Below are 17,265 nucleotides of genomic sequence, written 5' to 3'. Positions count from 1 at the left end.
CTCCCTTATTGCGCTGATAAAGACCACAGGGATCACTCACTGACGATCACAGGCTTGCTTATCGTTATATAACTATGTATATAACGTTGGCAGTGTCAAATAGTGCATATATCTCATCAAGGAGTCGTTATGAAGTCCCTGTTCCGTCCTGCCCTGAGCCTGGCTCTGGGGCTGTTGTTGGCCTTTAACGTCAGTGCCAAGGAAAAAGTTACCGTTTTTGCCGCCGCCTCACTCACCAATGCCATGAATGAACTGGGCGCCGAATATGACCGCAAGCATGACACTGAAACCGTGTTCTCTTTTGCTTCCTCTTCGACGCTGGCCCGGCAGATTGCCCAAGGTGCGCCTGCTGAGCTGTTTCTGTCGGCCAACCAGAAATGGATGGACTATCTCGATGAAAACAAGGCCATCGACGCCGGCAGCCGGGTCACTCTGCTGCGTAACACTCTGGTGCTGATTGCGCCGAAAAGCAGTGCGCTGAACCAGGTTGAAATCTCGGCTTCCTGGGATCTCAAACAGGCTTTGGGTAACAGTCGGATGGCGGTTGGCGATCCAGATCATGTGCCGGCCGGTCGCTATGCCAAGCAGGCGCTGGAAAATTTAGCTTTGTGGCAACAGGCCGAACCTCTGCTGGCCAGAGCCAATAGTGTTCGCGGCGCCTTGGCGTTGGTTGAACGCGGCGAGTCATCTCTGGGGATTGTCTATTCCACAGATGCCAAGGTTGCCAAAGGGGTAAAACAGCTGGCGGTATTCCCCCAAGAGACTCACAAACCAATCAGCTATCCCATGGCACTGGTGGGTAAAGAGCACAGTAAAGGCGCCGAAGGTTTCTATCAATTCCTGCAGTCTGACGCTGCCAAGGCGGTATTTGCCAAATACGGCTTTGGCGTAAACTGAGATTTTGCCCTTGAGCATATTGACCGACTATGAAGTGGCCGCCTTGTTGCTCAGTCTCAAGGTGTCCACAGTGGCCGTGCTCTGCAGCCTGCCGCTTGGCATTTTGTGTGCCTGGGTGCTGGCGCGGCTGGAGTTCCCCGGCAAGTCTGTGCTCGATAGCCTGATCCACCTGCCACTGGTGCTGCCACCTGTGGTCATAGGGTATTTGTTGCTGGTCTCCATGGGCCGCAGCGGTTTTCTCGGTGGCTGGCTCTATGACACTTTTGGCTTCAGCTTTAGTTTCAGCTGGCGCGGCGCCGCACTGGCAGCTGCGGTGGTGTCATTCCCGTTAATGGTTCGTGCCATTCGTCAGGCGCTCGAAGGGGTGGATGTGCGTCTGGAGCAGGCGGCGCGCACCTTGGGCGCCGGCCGGCTCAAGGTCTTCTTCACCATCAGCTTGCCTCTGACCGCGCCCGGCATAGTCTCGGGCATGGTGCTGGCCTTTGCCCGCAGCCTCGGGGAGTTCGGCTCCACCATTACCTTTGTTTCCAACATACCCGGTGAAACCCGCACCATTCCCTTGGCCATGTACTCTTTTATCGAGACCCCGGGCGCCGAAGCCCAGGCCGCCAGGCTGTGTGTGATTGCGATATTGATTTCACTGGCCTCGCTGATCGCCTCCCAATGGCTCAGCAAGCGGGCGCAACAGAGGACGCTGGGACAATGCTGAAAATCGCTATCAGGCAACAGCTGGGGCAAACCCTGCTGGATGTGGACACAGAATTACCCCTCTCCGGGGTCAGCGCCGTCTTTGGCCGCTCGGGCGCCGGCAAGACCTCGCTGGTCAATATTCTCGGTGGCCTGGCAACGCCGGATGCCGGTGAGATCCGCTTGGGAGAGCGCTGGTTGTTTCATAAAGAGAAGAAGATCAACTTGCCACCTGAGCGGCGTAACGCCGGCTTTGTGTTTCAGGATGCCAGGTTGTTTCCCCACTATCGGGTGCGCGGCAATCTCAATTATGGCCGCAAGGATAAAGACAGTCGCGAGTTTGATACCGTGGTACAACTCTTGGGGCTGGAGAAACTGCTCGATCGTTTTCCCTTCACTCTCTCCGGTGGGGAAAAGCAGCGGGTCGCCATAGGCCGGGCCTTGCTGACCCGCCCAGAGATCCTCTTGATGGATGAACCGCTGGCATCGCTCGACTTGCCGCGCAAGCTCGAGCTGTTGCCCTACTTACAGAGGCTCACCGCCGAACTTAAGCTGCCGATTATCTATGTCAGCCACAGTCTGGATGAGATCCTGCAACTGGCGGATCAGATGCTGGTGCTGGACAAGGGCCGCTGCGTCCTCAGCGGCCCGCTGGAACAGGTGTGGGACAGTGACGAGCTGAGACCCTGGCTCAGTGCTCAGGAACAAAGCTCCTTGCTGCATGCCACTGTGGCCGAGAGTCATCCCGAATATGCCATGACACGTTTGCAGCTTGCTGACGGCAACAGCTTGTGGGTCAATGAACTGTTGCCCAAACAGGATATGCCGATACGGGTGCGGGTTCACAGCAATCAAGTCTCTGTGTGCCTGCAGGTGCCGAGCGGCAGCAGTATTCGCAATATCCTGCCGGTAACCCTGGAAGAGGTGAGCCGGGTCGACAGCCGCGACTATGTGCAGCTCAGGCTGAGGCTGGCGGGTATGCCGCTGTGGGCCAATATTACCCGCTGGGCCCTCGAGGAGCTGGCGTTGCAGCCCGGTATGTCGCTCTTCGCCCAGATCAAAGGGGTCAGCCTCACGGCCGCCGACTTGGCCCGTTCTCACTGAGGTGCAACAGAAGATCAACTACTGTTACAAAGTCTCGGGTGATTTTTGGTATCAAAATGGCTAAATTTAAGATATTTGGCCACTTTTTCAGATACTATTGTGCAAGTTTCAGGCTTGGCACTCGAGGAATAGCACATGGGACAAGAAACCTCCAAGATTCTGGTTGTCGATGATGATATGAGGCTGCGGGCCTTGCTGGAGCGCTATCTGATGGAACAAGGCTATCAGGTACGCAGCGCCGCCAATGCCGAGCAGATGGATCGCTTGCTGGAGCGGGAGAACTTTCACCTGCTGGTGCTTGACCTTATGTTGCCGGGAGAAGATGGCCTGTCCATCTGTCGCCGCCTGCGACAACAGGGCAACCCACTGCCGATAGTGATGCTGACCGCCAAGGGCGACGAAGTCGACCGCATCATAGGCTTGGAACTTGGCGCCGATGACTATCTGCCAAAACCCTTCAACCCCAGAGAATTGCTGGCACGGATCAAGGCGGTAATGCGCCGTCAGGTGCAGGAGATCCCCGGCGCGCCTTCGCAGCAGGAAGAGATGGTCAGTTTCGGCGAGTTTAGCCTCAACCTGGCTACTCGAGAGATGTACCACAACGAAGAGTCCATCGCCCTCACCAGTGGTGAATTTGCCGTGCTCAAGGTGTTGGTGACCCATCCCAGGGAGCCTTTGTCCCGCGACAAGCTGATGAATCTGGCCCGTGGCCGTGACTATTCGGCGTTGGAGCGCTCCATCGACGTTCAGGTTTCCCGGCTTAGGCGGCTGATTGAAAAGGATCCCGCCAACCCGCGCTATATCCAAACGGTTTGGGGCCTGGGGTACGTATTTGTGCCAGATGGTGCCGCCCGTAAATGAAGCTGCGCTGGTGGCAACGCCTGTTGCCCAGGAGTGCCTTCAGCCAAACGGTAATGCTGATAGGCTGTCTGCTGCTGATCAATCAGCTGGTCTCCTATTTGACTGTGACGGTTTATTTCATTAAGCCCAGTTATCAGCAGATCAACCAGCTTATCGCCCGCCAGATCAATCTGTTGTTTGTCGATGGGGTCGAGGTGGGCCGTGAACACCTCACCATAGTGGATGCCCTCAATGCCAAGGTGCGCGACGATGGCATGCATGTCTACAACCAGAAGCAGGCCAGGGAAGCCGGTATCGAGCGGGCGACCTACTATGGTTTCCTCTCAGCCCAGATGTCGGAATATCTCGGTGGCCCGGCCGAAGTGCGTATAGCCCAGAGCAATCTGTTGCAGATCTGGATCCGCCCGCCTCAGGCTCCCTCCATCTGGATCAAGGTTCCCCTCAATGGCTGGAACGAAAATGCCCTGTCGCCCCTTAACCTCTATCTGTTGGTGATAGGCGCCTTGAGTGTCGCCGGTGGCTGGTGGTTTGCCCGGCAACAGAACCGGCCGCTGCGGCGGCTGCAAAAGGCGGCTATCTCAGTTTCCAGAGGCAATTTCCCTGACCCGCTGCCGCTGACCGGCTCCAGTGAGCTCGTCGAAGTGACCAATGCCTTCAACCGTATGTCCCAGAGTATGAAACAGCTGGAGCAGGACAGGGCGCTGCTGATGGCGGGCATCTCCCACGACCTTAGAACTCCCCTGACCCGAATTCGTCTGGCTTCCGAGATGATGGTGGACGACGATGCCTACCTGCAGGAGGGCATAGTCAAAGACATTGAAGACATGGATGCCATCATCAATCAGTTTATCGCCTATATCCGCCAGGATCAGGAGAGCATTCGCGAGCCGGAACAGATCAACCGTTTAATTCGCGAAGTGGCCCAGGCCGAGAGCAACAGAGTCGGTGAAATAGAGCTGGTACTGGCCGAGTGCCCCGAAGTGCCGATGCAGAGCCTGGCCATCAAGCGGGTGATCGGCAATCTGGTGGAAAACGCCTTCCGCTATGGCCGCGGCTGGATCCGTATCGCTTCCCAAGTGGAAAAACACCGCATAGGTTTCAGTGTGGAAGACAATGGCCCGGGTATTGCCGAGAGCCAGATCCCCAAGCTGTTCCAGCCCTTTACCCAAGGTGACAGTGCCCGCGGCAGCGTCGGCTCAGGGTTGGGACTGGCGATCATCAAACGCATCATAGACAGGCATCAGGGCAAGGTCATTCTCAGCAATCGCCCCCAGGGTGGGCTGCACGCTCAGGTGTGGTTGCCGAGAGATTAACACGCCATACGCTTTATGGCCGATTGTCATTCAACTGTCATGCTCCAGTCATAAACTGCGCTCAGTTCAATCAATTGGGCGCAGTTTGCCATGAAGATTTCCACCCTTTCTCTCGGCGCTTCGGCGTTGTTGCTCTTGTTGGCGGCCTTGCTCGCCTCACTGGTGCTCTGGAGCAGTGAACAGAGACAAGAGGCAGAACTGCAGAGCCAGACGCTGCAAGGCTTGCAGCAAGAATTTTTGGTGGATATCCGTGCCAATCTGGATAAGTATCTCGCCAGTGGCGATGCCGGGCGATTGGAACAAGCCAGAGCCCAGCTCAATGATATTCATGACCGTCTGCCGGTAGATTCACAGCTGGCACAGGAGCTGGCGCAATTGGTGACGGCTCTGGATGGTAAATATCGCGCCGCCGGCAAGTTGGCCGGAAATCCCAGGCAGCTGTTGGCCCATGCAGAAACCGAAATGTTGGACAACAACAAGCGCCTGGCGGATTACGGCGATCAAGGGCTGGCAACGGCGCCACAAGTGGCGCATGAATATCTGCAGCTTAGTCGGGAGCTTCCGCCGCTGGTTTACCAGTTGTCACAGCTGACCCAGGATTACTTGCTCGGACGGGAGCAAAGACTCAAGCCTTACCTCGACAGTACCATAACCCAGTTGGCCGACTGGCATGACAGACTCAGCGCCTTGCCACTGCTTGGTCTCTATCGCACAGTAGAGGCCGATGAATTTGCCCTGGGTGACGATGAACCCGAGCGCGAGGAGATAGGCGAGAGCTACCGCGCCGAGCTTCTGAGTCTCAGCAGTCGCTATGCCAAGGAAGTGACCAATACCGAGCAGCAACTGTTGGATAACCGTCAGATGCAGGATGCGCTGCGCGCCGATATGCACAAGTTGCAGCAGAACTTGCTGACCATGGCCGCTGAGCAGCAACGGCGTACCGACAAGCTCAAACACGAGCTGCAGCTTTGGCTCTATCTGGCTTTGGGGGTGCTGGCCTTATTTGCCGTGGCTTATTTGATTTTGCAGCAGCTCAGGGTGGTGAAGCCGTTGCAGCTGCTCAACACCGCCTTCAGTCAGCTGAGTGAGTCCAATACCCGCGAGCGCCTCAATATCAGTCGTCGCTGTGAAACCGGCCAGATAGCCGCCCACTTCAATGCTCTGCTGAATCGTTTCGAGTCCGAGGATGAACAGCAGCGGCAACAATTGGCACGTATCTCCCAAAGCCTATCGGCCCTGGTGCAAAAAATCAGTGAAATGGCCGGCAGTACCCGTGAGACCCAACAAGTGGTGGATCAGGCTCGGCAGCAAACGCTGGAGCTCAGTGAATTGGCCGGACTGGTGAGTGATAGCTCAGCTGCGCTGGCCTCCCGTGCCGGCAATACCGCCGAACAGATGCACCAGAGTGAACTCGAAGCGCAGCAGATGCTGGAAGCCACAGATTCAACCCGCACCGCCGTTGCCGAGTGTCATCAAGCGCTTGCCAGTCTGGATGATTCAGTGGCGGCTGTGGCGGGAATTATCGACGTGATAGGCAATATCGCCGGGCAGACCAATCTGTTGGCGCTCAATGCCGCCATAGAAGCCGCCCGTGCCGGTGAGCAGGGCCGAGGCTTTGCCGTGGTGGCCGATGAGGTGCGCAGCCTTTCCAGTCGCACCCAGAGCTCGCTCGATGAGATAGGTGCCATTCTCAATCGGCTTACCAATGCCAACAAGAGTCTGGGGCAGAGTATGGATGGCATAGCCGAGGCGACCGACAGGCAGAGACAGAGAGCCGAGAGCCTGAAACAGCTGGCGCAGGAGGTGAGACAGCAGGCTTTTGCCATGGCGAGTGGGACTCAGCAGGGTACTGAGTATGCCCAGTCACAGCTGGCGCATCTGCAATCCTTCTCCAGCGCCATGGAACAGCTGCGCAGCCAGGCGATCACCGCCTCAGAGCAGGGGCAGGCAATCGCCTCTCAGGTGGCTGCAGGTGTCGCCGAGATAGAACAGAATCTCGGCATTAAAGCCGCCTGAGTCGCTATTAGAGGCTCGCCAGTATGGTTTCGGCCTTGCTGACTTCGAAAGTCTTGGGCGCTTCCACATTCAACAAAGAAACCACGCCATCGTCTATCACCATGGCATAGCGCTGCGAGCGTAAGCCTCCGAAGGCGCCAGTGTCCATTTCCAGCCCCAGCGCCTTGGTGAAGGCACCATCACCATCGGCCAACATCATGATCTCACCGGCGTTTTGGGCTTCACCCCAGGCTTTCATCACAAAGGCATCGTTGACCGACACACAGGCAATGATATCGACGCCCTTGGCCTTGAGTTCATCGGCCAGCACCACATAACCCGGCAGGTGAGCCTCGGAGCAGGTGGGGGTAAAGGCACCGGGAACAGCAAATAGCACGGCCTTCTTGCCGGCAAACAGTTCCTTAACCTTGTGGTTGATCATGCCCTCTTTACCGAGTTGGCTCAGAGTGGCATCCGGCAGAGCTTGACCTTGTGCAATCATGGTATTTGTCCTTTCAGTGGGAATTACAAACCATCATAGCCGTTAATGGAATGGACAAACACAGACATTCTACAGGGGCAATCAGGCGGCAGCCGGCCGGTGCCGAAACAGCGTCCGCAACGCCAGCCAGCATAAGCTGAGCAGCAGTTCGGCCGAGGCTGCGAGCAGCAAGCCACTGAGTAGGCCAATGGCAATGGCATCGCCCTTGAGCAGAATATTGTGGCTGTAGTTGTCCCAGACTTCGCGGCGGATATCCGCCTGTGGCGCAAACGCCAGTTGCAGGTAGGGGCTGTAGAGACTCTCGCGGAAATCGGCCAAGGCCTGCTGCAACTCGGAGCGGCGTTCTACCATGGCGTTGAGCTTGTCGCCGCCGGAGGTAAATACCGGATCTTTGTTGGTCACATAGTGGGCGATAAGCTTATCCAGATCGCCCCCGAAGAAACGGTCGGCATCGCGCTGAAACCCGGCCAATTGGGTTTGGATCTCGCTCAGGTGGGCCTGCAGGCTCTTGCCATATTGATCGACAAAGCCAGGGAGCTGAATCCCCGACAGCACCCCTACAAAGAACAGCAGCAGTCTGAGATAGTCGCGTATGGTTCTAAGCATCATGCCTCCCTGAGTTCCGGCCAAACCAGATTGCCGCAGCCGCCCTGTATCTTAACTGACCGGTTCTGGCTTTGTTGCCGCTCTATCTGTGTCGCCCATAGCACACAGGGCTGCAACCAAAATGGATGCTGACTCAAGCGGGTGTTTTTGACAAGTGCCTGCCGCTGAACACAGGCTTGGCATAGCAGAGCCTCCTCAAGCGCAATGATGCGGGTTACTGTTCCGCCGGAGGCTTGATCCCATATTGGGACAGGGAATCAATAAATTCCTGCTTTTGGTAGCTGATAGCACGCTTAAGTGCCTTATGGCCCTGCGGAAGTATGTCAGCGCCGAGCTTGCTCAAAACATAGTTAAAGTCCTGGATATCACTGGTTCTCACCATCTGCTCCAGCATGGTTTCCCCCGAGTGGCTGACTAGGGTCAAGTCAGCCTTTGACTCAACCAAGGCCTTTACCACCTCAAGATTGCTTTTTTCACCTGCTCCTTGAATCGGATTGGCGGCGTACATCAACGCCGGGCGGCCGTCACTATCTCTGGCATTCACATCGACATTGATGCCGATAAGGTATTTGACCGTGTCCAGGTGTCGGTACATTGATGCCGCCATTAAAGCGGTTTCCTGGCGACGCCCTGAATGCCCGTTAATATCGGCGCCTCTTTCAACCAGGAGTTTGACCATCTCTACGCTCTCTTTCCCTGCAGCCGAGTACAATAACTCAACCAAGGTTTCAGCCGTGAGAAGGCCTGGCGGCGCGTTGTCGAGTAATTGTCTGGTTATTTCCAGTTGGCTACTCATAACGGCTCTCTCAATATCTTGTTTGGTGATATTGGCGCCGTGGCGAACCAGAGTAGTGACATAATCCAGCTGGCCAAACCAAGCTGCGTAATACAAGGGGCTGTTGCCAGAGTCGTTGGTTTGATTAATGTCGGCACCACTCTCCACCAGATAATTAAAGACTTTGGCATCATCTGTGCCCACGAGTTGATGCATCAGGGTTTCTTTATAGCTTCCCTTGACATTTAAATTGGCGCCCTTGGCCACCAAATAGCGCACAACCTCTAGGTTGTCATCACGCACGGAGTAAGCGAGAGCGGTCACTCCGTCTGTGTCCTGGGTCTCGAGTTTCGCCCCCTTATCCAATAGATACTTCACTATATCCAGGTCGCCCCGATTCGCAGATATCATCAGCGGTGTACTGCTGCGCTCGGCATTTATTACCAGTAGGGCATTGATGTCGGCGCCCTTGGATACCAGGTACTTAACCGAAGCCAGGCTGCCGGCCGATACGGCCGTCTTGAGCATCAGCTCCTTGTTGCCAAGGGTGACTCTTTGTTGTTTTACCAGGTAATCCAAAATCTCTGTGGCACCGTTTTTGAGCGCAATGATGGAAATCTCTTCGGCATATTCCCTGGAGAGCACCTGGCCGGTTTTATTCAATAATGACTTGAAGATATCCAGATGATTATTGTGGGCCGCTATCTCCGGTAACCCCCAGCCACCGTTATTCTTTTGTTTGAGGTTGGCGCCGTTCTCCAGCAGCAAAGAGATCGCCTGCTGATGGCCAAACTCGACGGCCACCATCAGAGCCGTCCAGCCATATTGGTTTGAGGCGTTAATATCGATATTTTTCTCAAGCAGAAAAGAGATAAGGGCCAGGTCCCCCAACTTGGCGGCAACCAGCAGAGAGTTGAAACCATTTTGACTGCTGGCGTGAATATCGGCGCCTTGCTCAATCAGCAGCTTTGCCATCTCAGGAGTGGGTGACATCAACAGCGCATTCCAGCCGGCAGGGTTCTCAAGGTTGATGTCAGCGCCCTGAGCAATCAGCTGCTTTACCGAGTCCAGTTGGCCATCCAATACAGCTCGCATCAGTGGCGACAGACCCTCCTCATCCAAACTGTTCAGCTTGTGCGCCGCAGTTGTGGCTGCTGCTGTCTCGGGCTTAGCGCTTGCGGCCATAGCTGGTTTGCCAAAGAGAAAGATTCCCATCAAAACACATACAAACATCATCCTGAACTGCATTGTGATATTTCCTGAACTCTGTTTATGGGGCTGATCCGATAAGTCTTGCCCAAAAGTGCGGAGCAAAATATGCGGCGAGCCACAAAATGGCGCGGCTCTATGTTCCTTGTCGACTCAGTTCATCGCCGCTTTGACATAGACATCGAAGCGGTTTTTCTTGGTGGCGATAACAGTGCTGGGTTTAACCCCGGCCAGGTTTTCGGCGTAGTCCGGCCGTTTGACCACTACCCGCTTGCTCGCCAGTGCCAGCGCCGGGGCCAGCAAGCCGTCGGCATCGGTATCGGCGCCGACCAGGGTCTGAAATACCCGCATCTCTTTTTTTACCAATGCCGACTTGTCTCTGTGGGGATACATGGGGTCCAGATAGATCACATCCGGTTGCGGACTTATCTGGCTCAACGCCTCCAGACTGGAGTCGTGCAGCAGCGTCATTCTTTGCTGCATCCAGGGGCCGATTTCGCTGTCCTGATAACCGCGGCTGAGACCGTCTTCCAGCAGCGCCGCCACCAAGGGGTTACGTTCAATCAGAGTCATTTGGCAGCCAAGGCTTGCCAGCACAAAGGCGTCACGGCCAAGACCGGCCGTGGCATCTACCACTGAGGGGCAGGCGCCTTGCTTGAGACCGACCGCCTTGGCTATGGCCTGGCCACGGCCGCCGCCGAACTTACGTCTGTGGGCCACGGCACCGCTGACAAAATCGACACAGATACCGCCAAGCTTGGGTTCGTCACGTTTGAACAGGGTCAGCATCTCCTGCTCAAACCCCAAGGCAAACACAGAGTCTTCTGAATGCTTCAGGCCCCAGCGCTCGGCAATAGCGCACAGGCGTGGCTCCCGGGTATCAAAATAAATGCTATGGCTTGGTTGCTTCACTGTGTTTGAGTCCTTGGCTGAATTGGCGCCATTATGCCAAATGCCAACCTGACTGAATACGTTCGGCTGCAACTCGCAGGCAGAGCAGCTATAATGCCGCGGTCATTTACCCGTCAGTCATTGGGGAACTCATGCTCAGCTACCGTCACGGTTTTCATGCCGGCAACTATGCCGATGTGCTCAAACATTCCATCTTGTTGCAGGCGCTGAGCTTGTTGCAGAAGAAAGATAAACCTTTGGTTTATATCGATACCCATGCCGGTGCCGGTGGCTATGCACTGGAAGATGATTTCGCCCAAAAGACAGGGGAATATCTGGAAGGTATAGGCAAGCTCTGGCAGGAAACGAGTGTGCCGCAGGCGATGACAGCCTATCTGGAGGCGGTACGCCATTTCAATGAAGGCAACGAGGAGCAGGCCACAGATGAGCTGGCCTGGTATCCCGGATCTCCGGCGATAGTGGATATGCACCTTAGAGAGCAGGACAGAATGCTGCTGCACGAGCTGCATAATACCGATGTCGAACTGCTGCAGGAGTATTTTGAAGGTGCCCGTCAGGTGAAGCTGGTTCACGGCGACGGTCTGCAGGGCCTGTTGGCCGCGGTGCCGCCACTGGAGCGTCGGGCACTGGTGCTGGTGGATCCCAGCTATGAGCTCAAGAGTGACTATCAGGATGTGGCCGATACCCTGATAAAAGCTCATCGCAAGTTTGCCACCGGGGTGTATCTGCTCTGGTATCCGGTCGTCAATCGGGCCCAGACTGAAGCCATGCTGACGAAGCTGAAAGACAGCGGCATTCGGCGCCAGTTACGGATAGAGCAGAGTATCAAGCCTGACTCGGATGAATTCGGTATGACGGCGGCGGGTCTGTGGGTCATCAACCCGCCCTGGCAGTTGGATACCCAGGCCGAAGAGCTGCTGGCCTGGCTTCACCCCAGGCTCAATCAGGGTGACGGCAGCGTCACTGTCTCCTGGGAAGTGGGCGAGTAAGCTTGGTTCCATCATAAAAACTGTTGGCCGGGTCACTGGGTATTAATTGGGTACTAAGTCGGATACCGAGTTGTGTACTAACGGCCCGGCCTGTTAACAGTGGCCTTTACGGCGTCTAAGCGACTGTGGTGACAAGCGGCTGTGGTGAATTATTCCGACAGTGCTTTCAGCTCGGCCAGCGTCGCCTCATCTACGAGCCCTAGCGCCAGCGCCTGCTGCGGATTGGTCTCTATCAAATAGGCACTGATACTCATCATATTGCGCAGCGCCATGCCGTTGGGGCCATCGTAAGCCGGCTGCTCGTTCCACTGATCCTGAGCCCAGGCGGCCCAAGTGGCCTTGAGGCTGTAGCCCGCCTCACAGAAGATGGTGCGGGTCAGTTGGCTGCCCTTATCCAGCATCTCCTCGTCGTTCATGCTGTTGTCTAGCTCGCCCTTGTGGCTTTGCATGACTTGCTTTACTGCCGCTATCGCTTCGGCGGTTGCGGGAACCGGGCCAAGTTGGCTGTCATCACAGGCTATTACGGTGGAAAAGGGCATCAGCAGACAAGCACAAAAGCCGAGGGACTTGAGGTTAAACATCTTCACTTCCTTGTTGTTGCGCCTCTCAGGCGCGGCTCAAATTGCGGTAGCGCTCCAGCAAAATTTTCACCCGTTTCACATAGGCGCGGGTTTCCGGGTAGGGTGGCACGCCGCGATATTGGGTCACTGTGGTAGGGCCGGCATTGTAGGCCGCCAGCGCCCGGGTCATGTCGCCATCGAAACGGGCCAGCATCTGCGCCAGATAGCGGCTACCGGCATCAATGTTCTGTGATACCACAAAGGCGTTGCTGACACCAAGCTCTTTGGCGGTATCCGGCATCAACTGCATCAGCCCCATAGCGCCGGTACGAGACAGGGCCTTGGCGTTGAAGGCCGACTCGGCGTGGATCACCGCCCGGATTAGCGCAGGATCCAGATTGTAAGTTTGGGCGGCGAGGGCGATTTCGGTGGCATAGTCACTGTCAAACAGAGGGATTGCCTGCCAGTTTACCTTGGAGTCTGGTCGGCAGGCGAAACAATCATAGAGAATGATCTGATATTCCTGGCTGCCGGGGGGCTTGTCGCTGAACGCCATCACACCGTTGGCCTGGCGGTACTGATAGACTTTACGCTTCGGCAGACTGCTGTCACTGATGCCGTGTTCGGAGTAACGCGCCACTATACGGGGTTTGGTCGAAGGCTCTTTAGTCAAAGCTGAAATTTTTTCACCCATGACTGAAGGCTCTTTACTTATAGCTGAAGGCTTTTTTCCTACGGCTGAATGCTCTTTATCCATAGCTGAGGGCTTTTTTTCTACGGCTGAGGGCTCTTCACCCATGGCGGCCTTTTCCGAAGGCATAGGTATCTCGGTGCCGGCAAGCGCAGCAAAGGGCAGCACCGAGCTCAGCAGCCAGAGTAGCAAAGAGATGAGTCCTTGGCCGGAAGTGTGCTTCACGCCTGATAACCCGCCCGTGTTTCCAGTTTCAATATGTCAATGATAGCAAAGAGTTGCTGCATTTCACTGTGGATCTGGCTGAACTCCTTTTCGAAGGTGGCTCCCTCAAAGATGGAGGCGGTCTCGAATCTATCCTTGTTACTGGGAAACAGGATCAACAGCTGCCTGCCGTGGAAGGCGCAGCGCAGATCCCGGCCGAACTTCTTGCTCAAGTCCAGCAAACGCTCCATAAACAAGGGGTTCATCAACACCCGGCCATTGATCTGATTGTCGGCAAAGACATCGAACTCTTTTTCAAACACGGGATCTTCCAGCTTCATCTGCTTCAGCCCCGAATAGCTGGAAGAGAGTTTCCCCAGCAGGCCGCGGTCGCGGATCAATACCGCATGGCAGCCGAAGTTTTGTGGCACGGTAAAGGTCATGGCCAGTCCCTTGAATACCTCGCTGGTACGCTTCTTATTCTTGCTATCCCGATATTCTGACTTCAGCACTAATTCACTGATCCCCAGTTCGACCTGTTTATAGCTACCGGTAATAAAATCACTGGAATGTGCTATGTCGTGCTTGGGCAAAATGCCGGCATCACGAAATGGTCGCAGTGGCAAACCATCGTTGGGACTAAAGGTAAAGTCGTCGCCGAAATAGCGGAAGATCAGCGGGAACAGATCTTTTTTAACCTGTGTTTGAAACGCCTTGATGGGTTTCTTACACCAGAAAAACATCAGCAAAACCGGGGTAAGGGCGAGGGCAAACGAAGCTTCCGGGCCAAGGGAACTGTAGTACATAAGGTCGTACCAATAGTGCCAAACCAGCAGCAGAGTCACCACAAGTGTCAGTACAAACAGGGCTACCCGGGTTCGGCACTGCTTGAGGCTCTTGATCCTCAGTCTTTCATACTTACTGGCCTTGGGCTGTATATGCTGGCGATAGTATTGCTGCAGCTTGGGCAGATCTTCGCTGGGGGCCTGTAAGCCTTTTCCCGGGCGTACCGGGGAAATCTTGGCCCCCATCAGGAAGGTGATAATATTCACGGGTCAATCTTTTACTCTGTCTCAGTTCAAATAGTCGCCGGCATTGACCGGACTTTTGGCGCTTTCATCCGCCTCATAGAAGGGCAGAGCCTGTACCTTGGCCATGGAAGCTATGATTGAACCCGGGAAAATTTCCACCGCATTGTTGAGTTCAGTGACTGCCGAGTTGTAGAAACGCCGCGCCGCAGAAATATGGGCCTCCACTTCGTTATAGGTCTGCATCGCCTGCAACATGGTGTTGTCTGACTTGAGTTCAGGGTAGTTTTCTACCGACACCATCAACTGGCCAACACGGCTGTTGAGCTGGTTGGCCAAATCCAGATGTTGTTTTACCGCATCTGTGTCGGCCGGATTGTAGCTTTGGGTCAGTTGAGTGCGTAATTCGGTGATCTCGGTCAGCAGCTGTTTTTCATGGTCCATGAAGCGCTTGGCTATGGTGAGAATATTGGGTAGCAGATTGGCCCTTTTCTTGAGCTGGACATCTATGCCGGAGAGGGCTTCACGAGCCGTGTTGCGTTTTTTTATCAGGCTGACATACCAGAGATAAATCAGTATCACGGCGATCGCCAGTATCAACAAAAATCCATCCATATTTGCTAAAGTTCCATGCAGTTTTTTCTGAACTGCGCCAGCTAACCATAAAATGGCCGCAAATGCATCTTTGTTGTGATTTTGAACCTATGCTGGCCCTTTGACGGCGAGTCTTGCCAAGTCAATGAAAACCATCACTTATATGGCTTTAAATATAGATTTAAGCAAAAGCCTGTAAATCAAAGGTTTGGTCTGTACGTTTTTAGTACATGGAAATATTATGTAAATGATTCATTTGAAATATTTATCTATTTTTGAGTGGTAAAAAAACAGCAGTTTTTGACTCAAGTCTGTTGGAAGCCGCTATAGGCCATGGGAAAACTGTTTACCGTGCGCCAAAACGAAGAAATGGAATCATACTATTTACAAACAGCTTTTATTATGTTCAGGCAAGGTTCAGACAGCGTATTGTAAATTGTAATGACACAACGTTGGGGCAAAGCGAATTAGTTCAGCGAATTTGCCTTTATGGACCCGCCCTGGGTCCTTTTTTTTGCCTCTAATTTCCCGCCATTCTTCCAGGTTAAGTTTCAGTTAAAAGTGTCACGGCAAAATGGCCGGCCGCTTGTCGTAGATGTTACGGCCATGAAAATAGAACCGGCAGCCGAGCCGGCAGACAGGGAAATCAGATGCAGTCCAATCATTCTCAGCAACCGCTCGAAACCGCCAAGAGTGGCTGGTTTATCCGCTTCCTCAATGTGGTGGAGCGCCTTGGCAACCTTTTGCCACATCCCATCACACTATTTGCGTTGTTTTGCGCAGCCGTCATCCTGATCTCCGGCATTGCCGGTTATTTTGAAGTCACAGTGGTGGACCCTCGTCCCGAAGGCGCCAGTGGCCGCAGCGCCGATGGCCTGATCCATGTGGTCAGTCTAATGAATGCCGAAGGGCTGCGGATGATAGTCTCCAACCTGGTGACCAACTTTACCGGTTTTACGCCGCTGGGCACTGTATTGGTGGCCTTGCTCGGGGTAGGGATTGCCGAACGCTCAGGACTCTTGTCCGCTGGCATGCGGGCGCTGGTGATGGGAGCCTCCAAGCGCCTGGTTACCCTGACTATTGTCTTTGCCGGAATCGTCTCCAATACCGCCGCCGAGCTGGGTTATGTAGTGCTGATCCCCATGGCGGCGATGATCTTCCATTCTCTTGGCAGGCATCCCTTGGCGGGGTTGGCGGCGGCCTTTGCCGGGGTATCCGGTGGCTACAGTGCCAACCTCCTGCTGGGAACCGTGGATCCCCTGTTATCCGGGATCACCGAAGCGGCGGCGCAGATGATAGACCCTGACTACACTGTGGGCCCCGAGGTCAACTGGTACTTCATGTTTGTCTCCACCTTTGTGATCTCTTTCCTCGGCGCCTTGGTGACAGAGAAAATCGTTGAACCCAAGCTCGGTCGCTATGATGTCTCTGAAGCCAGTGTCGATTTGGAAGATCAGCGGATGGAAACCGTCACCGAACTGGAGAAAAAGGGGTTGAAAATGGCCGGTTTGGCGGCGCTGCTGCTCGGCGCAGTCTTGGCATTGACCGTGGTTCCCGAGTGGGGCCCACTGCGTCACCCCGATACGGGGGAAGTGGCCGGCTCGCCGTTTCTCAAGGGAATCGTGGTGTTTATCTTTATCTGCTTTGCCATTCCCGGGCTGGTATACGGCAAGGTGGTGGGCACCATGAAAAAAGATACCGATGTGATCAACGCCATGTCCCACAGCATGAGCACCATGGGCATGTATATCGTATTAGTGTTTTTCGCCTCGCAGTTTGTGGCCTTCTTCAAGTGGACCAATCTGGGCGCCGTGTTGGCGGTGACCGGCGCCGATGCTCTCAGCGCCCTGGGGCTGACCGGGCCGATAGTCTTCCTGCTGTTTATCATGATGTGTGGCTTCATTAACTTGATGCTCGGCAGTGCCTCGGCCCAGTGGGCAGTGACGGCGCCGATATTTGTGCCCATGTTGATGTTGGTGGGTTATGCGCCGGAAACCATTCAGGCGGCCTATCGAATAGGTGACTCAGTGACTAACCTGATCACGCCCATGATGAGTTACTTTGGCCTGATCCTGGCGGTCGCCGCGCGCTACAAGAAGGACCTGGGGATAGGTACTCTTGTGGCCACCATGTTGCCATACACGCTGGTGTTTTTCGTCGGTTGGACCCTGTTCTTCTTCCTCTGGGTATTCGGCCTGGGGCTGCCGGTTGGCCCAGGTGCGGCTACCTACTATTCACCGGCGGGCTGATGGTCTGTAACAGTGAATGACTGAGGATTTTAGTGGGAAGGGGCTTAGGTGATATACGCTAGCCCCTTTTTTAATCTTTTGGCTTTATT

General features: G+C 54.9%; 16 protein-coding genes. 8 read left to right on the top strand and 8 right to left on the bottom strand.

The annotated features are described in order from the left end of the window. Positions 1–129: 129 nt before the first annotated feature. From modA to ACF8D4_RS06095, 6 genes are all read left to right on the top strand, one after another. A complete protein-coding gene (modA, locus tag ACF8D4_RS06120) occupies positions 130–897 on the top strand; it encodes a molybdate ABC transporter substrate-binding protein (RefSeq protein WP_071237269.1) in 768 nt (255 codons plus the stop codon). A gap of 16 nt (positions 898–913) precedes the next feature. After that, on the top strand, positions 914–1,606 hold the full coding sequence (gene modB / locus ACF8D4_RS06115) for a molybdate ABC transporter permease subunit (RefSeq protein WP_044733466.1): 693 nt from the start codon (positions 914–916) through the stop codon (positions 1,604–1,606). Then, on the top strand, positions 1,600–2,688 hold the full coding sequence (gene modC / locus ACF8D4_RS06110; protein WP_392464796.1) for a molybdenum ABC transporter ATP-binding protein ModC: 1,089 nt from the start codon (positions 1,600–1,602) through the stop codon (positions 2,686–2,688). The genes modB and modC overlap by 7 nt, the downstream gene beginning before the upstream one ends. Before the next feature lie 135 nt (positions 2,689–2,823). Further along, positions 2,824–3,549, top strand: coding sequence for a two-component system response regulator OmpR (gene ompR, locus ACF8D4_RS06105; protein WP_025010803.1), 726 nt, complete (start codon positions 2,824–2,826; stop codon positions 3,547–3,549). Then, positions 3,546–4,862 (top strand): two-component system sensor histidine kinase EnvZ, encoded by a 1,317-nt coding sequence (envZ, locus tag ACF8D4_RS06100; protein ID WP_044733425.1) that lies wholly within the window; start codon positions 3,546–3,548, stop codon positions 4,860–4,862. The genes ompR and envZ overlap by 4 nt, the downstream gene beginning before the upstream one ends. Before the next feature lie 90 nt (positions 4,863–4,952). Continuing rightward, a complete protein-coding gene (locus tag ACF8D4_RS06095; protein ID WP_101058675.1) occupies positions 4,953–6,878 on the top strand; it encodes a methyl-accepting chemotaxis protein in 1,926 nt (641 codons plus the stop codon). Between the two features lie 7 nt (positions 6,879–6,885). On the opposite strand, the gene ACF8D4_RS06090 is transcribed toward ACF8D4_RS06095, so the two are convergent. From ACF8D4_RS06090 to ACF8D4_RS06075, 4 genes are all read right to left on the bottom strand, one after another. Continuing rightward, the gene (locus tag ACF8D4_RS06090; protein ID WP_028780860.1) at positions 6,886–7,359 is read right to left on the bottom strand and encodes a peroxiredoxin; all 474 of its coding nucleotides are present in this window, start codon (positions 7,357–7,359) and stop codon (positions 6,886–6,888) included. An 81-nt stretch (positions 7,360–7,440) separates the two neighbouring features. Further along, positions 7,441–7,968 carry a DUF2937 family protein gene (locus tag ACF8D4_RS06085; protein ID WP_243890094.1) on the bottom strand — a complete coding sequence of 176 codons (528 nt, stop codon included), beginning with the start codon at positions 7,966–7,968 and terminating at the stop codon, positions 7,441–7,443. A 211-nt stretch (positions 7,969–8,179) separates the two neighbouring features. Then, on the bottom strand, positions 8,180–9,925 hold the full coding sequence (locus ACF8D4_RS06080) for an ankyrin repeat domain-containing protein (RefSeq protein ID WP_335920946.1): 1,746 nt from the start codon (positions 9,923–9,925) through the stop codon (positions 8,180–8,182). 177 nt (positions 9,926–10,102) lie between these two features. Further along, on the bottom strand, positions 10,103–10,861 hold the full coding sequence (locus ACF8D4_RS06075; RefSeq protein ID WP_392464792.1) for a class I SAM-dependent methyltransferase: 759 nt from the start codon (positions 10,859–10,861) through the stop codon (positions 10,103–10,105). Positions 10,862–10,992: 131 nt separating this feature from the next. On the opposite strand from ACF8D4_RS06075, the gene ACF8D4_RS06070 reads away from it, so the two are divergent. Then, positions 10,993–11,850, top strand: coding sequence for a 23S rRNA (adenine(2030)-N(6))-methyltransferase RlmJ (locus ACF8D4_RS06070; protein WP_144167975.1), 858 nt, complete (start codon positions 10,993–10,995; stop codon positions 11,848–11,850). Between the two features lie 149 nt (positions 11,851–11,999). Here the strand turns inward: ACF8D4_RS06070 and ACF8D4_RS06065 are convergent, their stop codons facing one another. The 4 genes from ACF8D4_RS06065 to ACF8D4_RS06050 all read right to left on the bottom strand — a co-directional run bounded on the left by ACF8D4_RS06065 (position 12,000) and on the right by ACF8D4_RS06050 (position 14,948). Beyond that, complete coding sequence (locus ACF8D4_RS06065; RefSeq protein ID WP_144167974.1) at positions 12,000–12,431, bottom strand: hypothetical protein; 432 nt, start codon at positions 12,429–12,431, stop codon at positions 12,000–12,002. A gap of 25 nt (positions 12,432–12,456) precedes the next feature. Then, positions 12,457–13,104 (bottom strand): lytic transglycosylase domain-containing protein, encoded by a 648-nt coding sequence (locus tag ACF8D4_RS06060; RefSeq protein WP_392464816.1) that lies wholly within the window; start codon positions 13,102–13,104, stop codon positions 12,457–12,459. A gap of 218 nt (positions 13,105–13,322) precedes the next feature. Then, complete coding sequence (locus ACF8D4_RS06055) at positions 13,323–14,357, bottom strand: DUF3137 domain-containing protein (protein ID WP_045283957.1); 1,035 nt, start codon at positions 14,355–14,357, stop codon at positions 13,323–13,325. A gap of 21 nt (positions 14,358–14,378) precedes the next feature. Then, complete coding sequence (locus ACF8D4_RS06050) at positions 14,379–14,948, bottom strand: LemA family protein (protein ID WP_025010793.1); 570 nt, start codon at positions 14,946–14,948, stop codon at positions 14,379–14,381. A gap of 629 nt (positions 14,949–15,577) precedes the next feature. On the opposite strand from ACF8D4_RS06050, the gene ACF8D4_RS06045 reads away from it, so the two are divergent. Further along, positions 15,578–17,176, top strand: coding sequence for an AbgT family transporter (locus ACF8D4_RS06045; RefSeq protein WP_345842746.1), 1,599 nt, complete (start codon positions 15,578–15,580; stop codon positions 17,174–17,176). Positions 17,177–17,265 lie beyond the last annotated feature (89 nt).

The organism is Shewanella sp. YQ_9, assembly GCF_043103185.1.
In the GTDB taxonomy this organism is placed as follows: Bacteria; Pseudomonadota; Gammaproteobacteria; order Enterobacterales; family Shewanellaceae; genus Shewanella; species Shewanella algae.
Note: the sequence above shows the minus strand (reverse complement) of the source record. Positions and strands in the feature narration are given on the sequence as shown.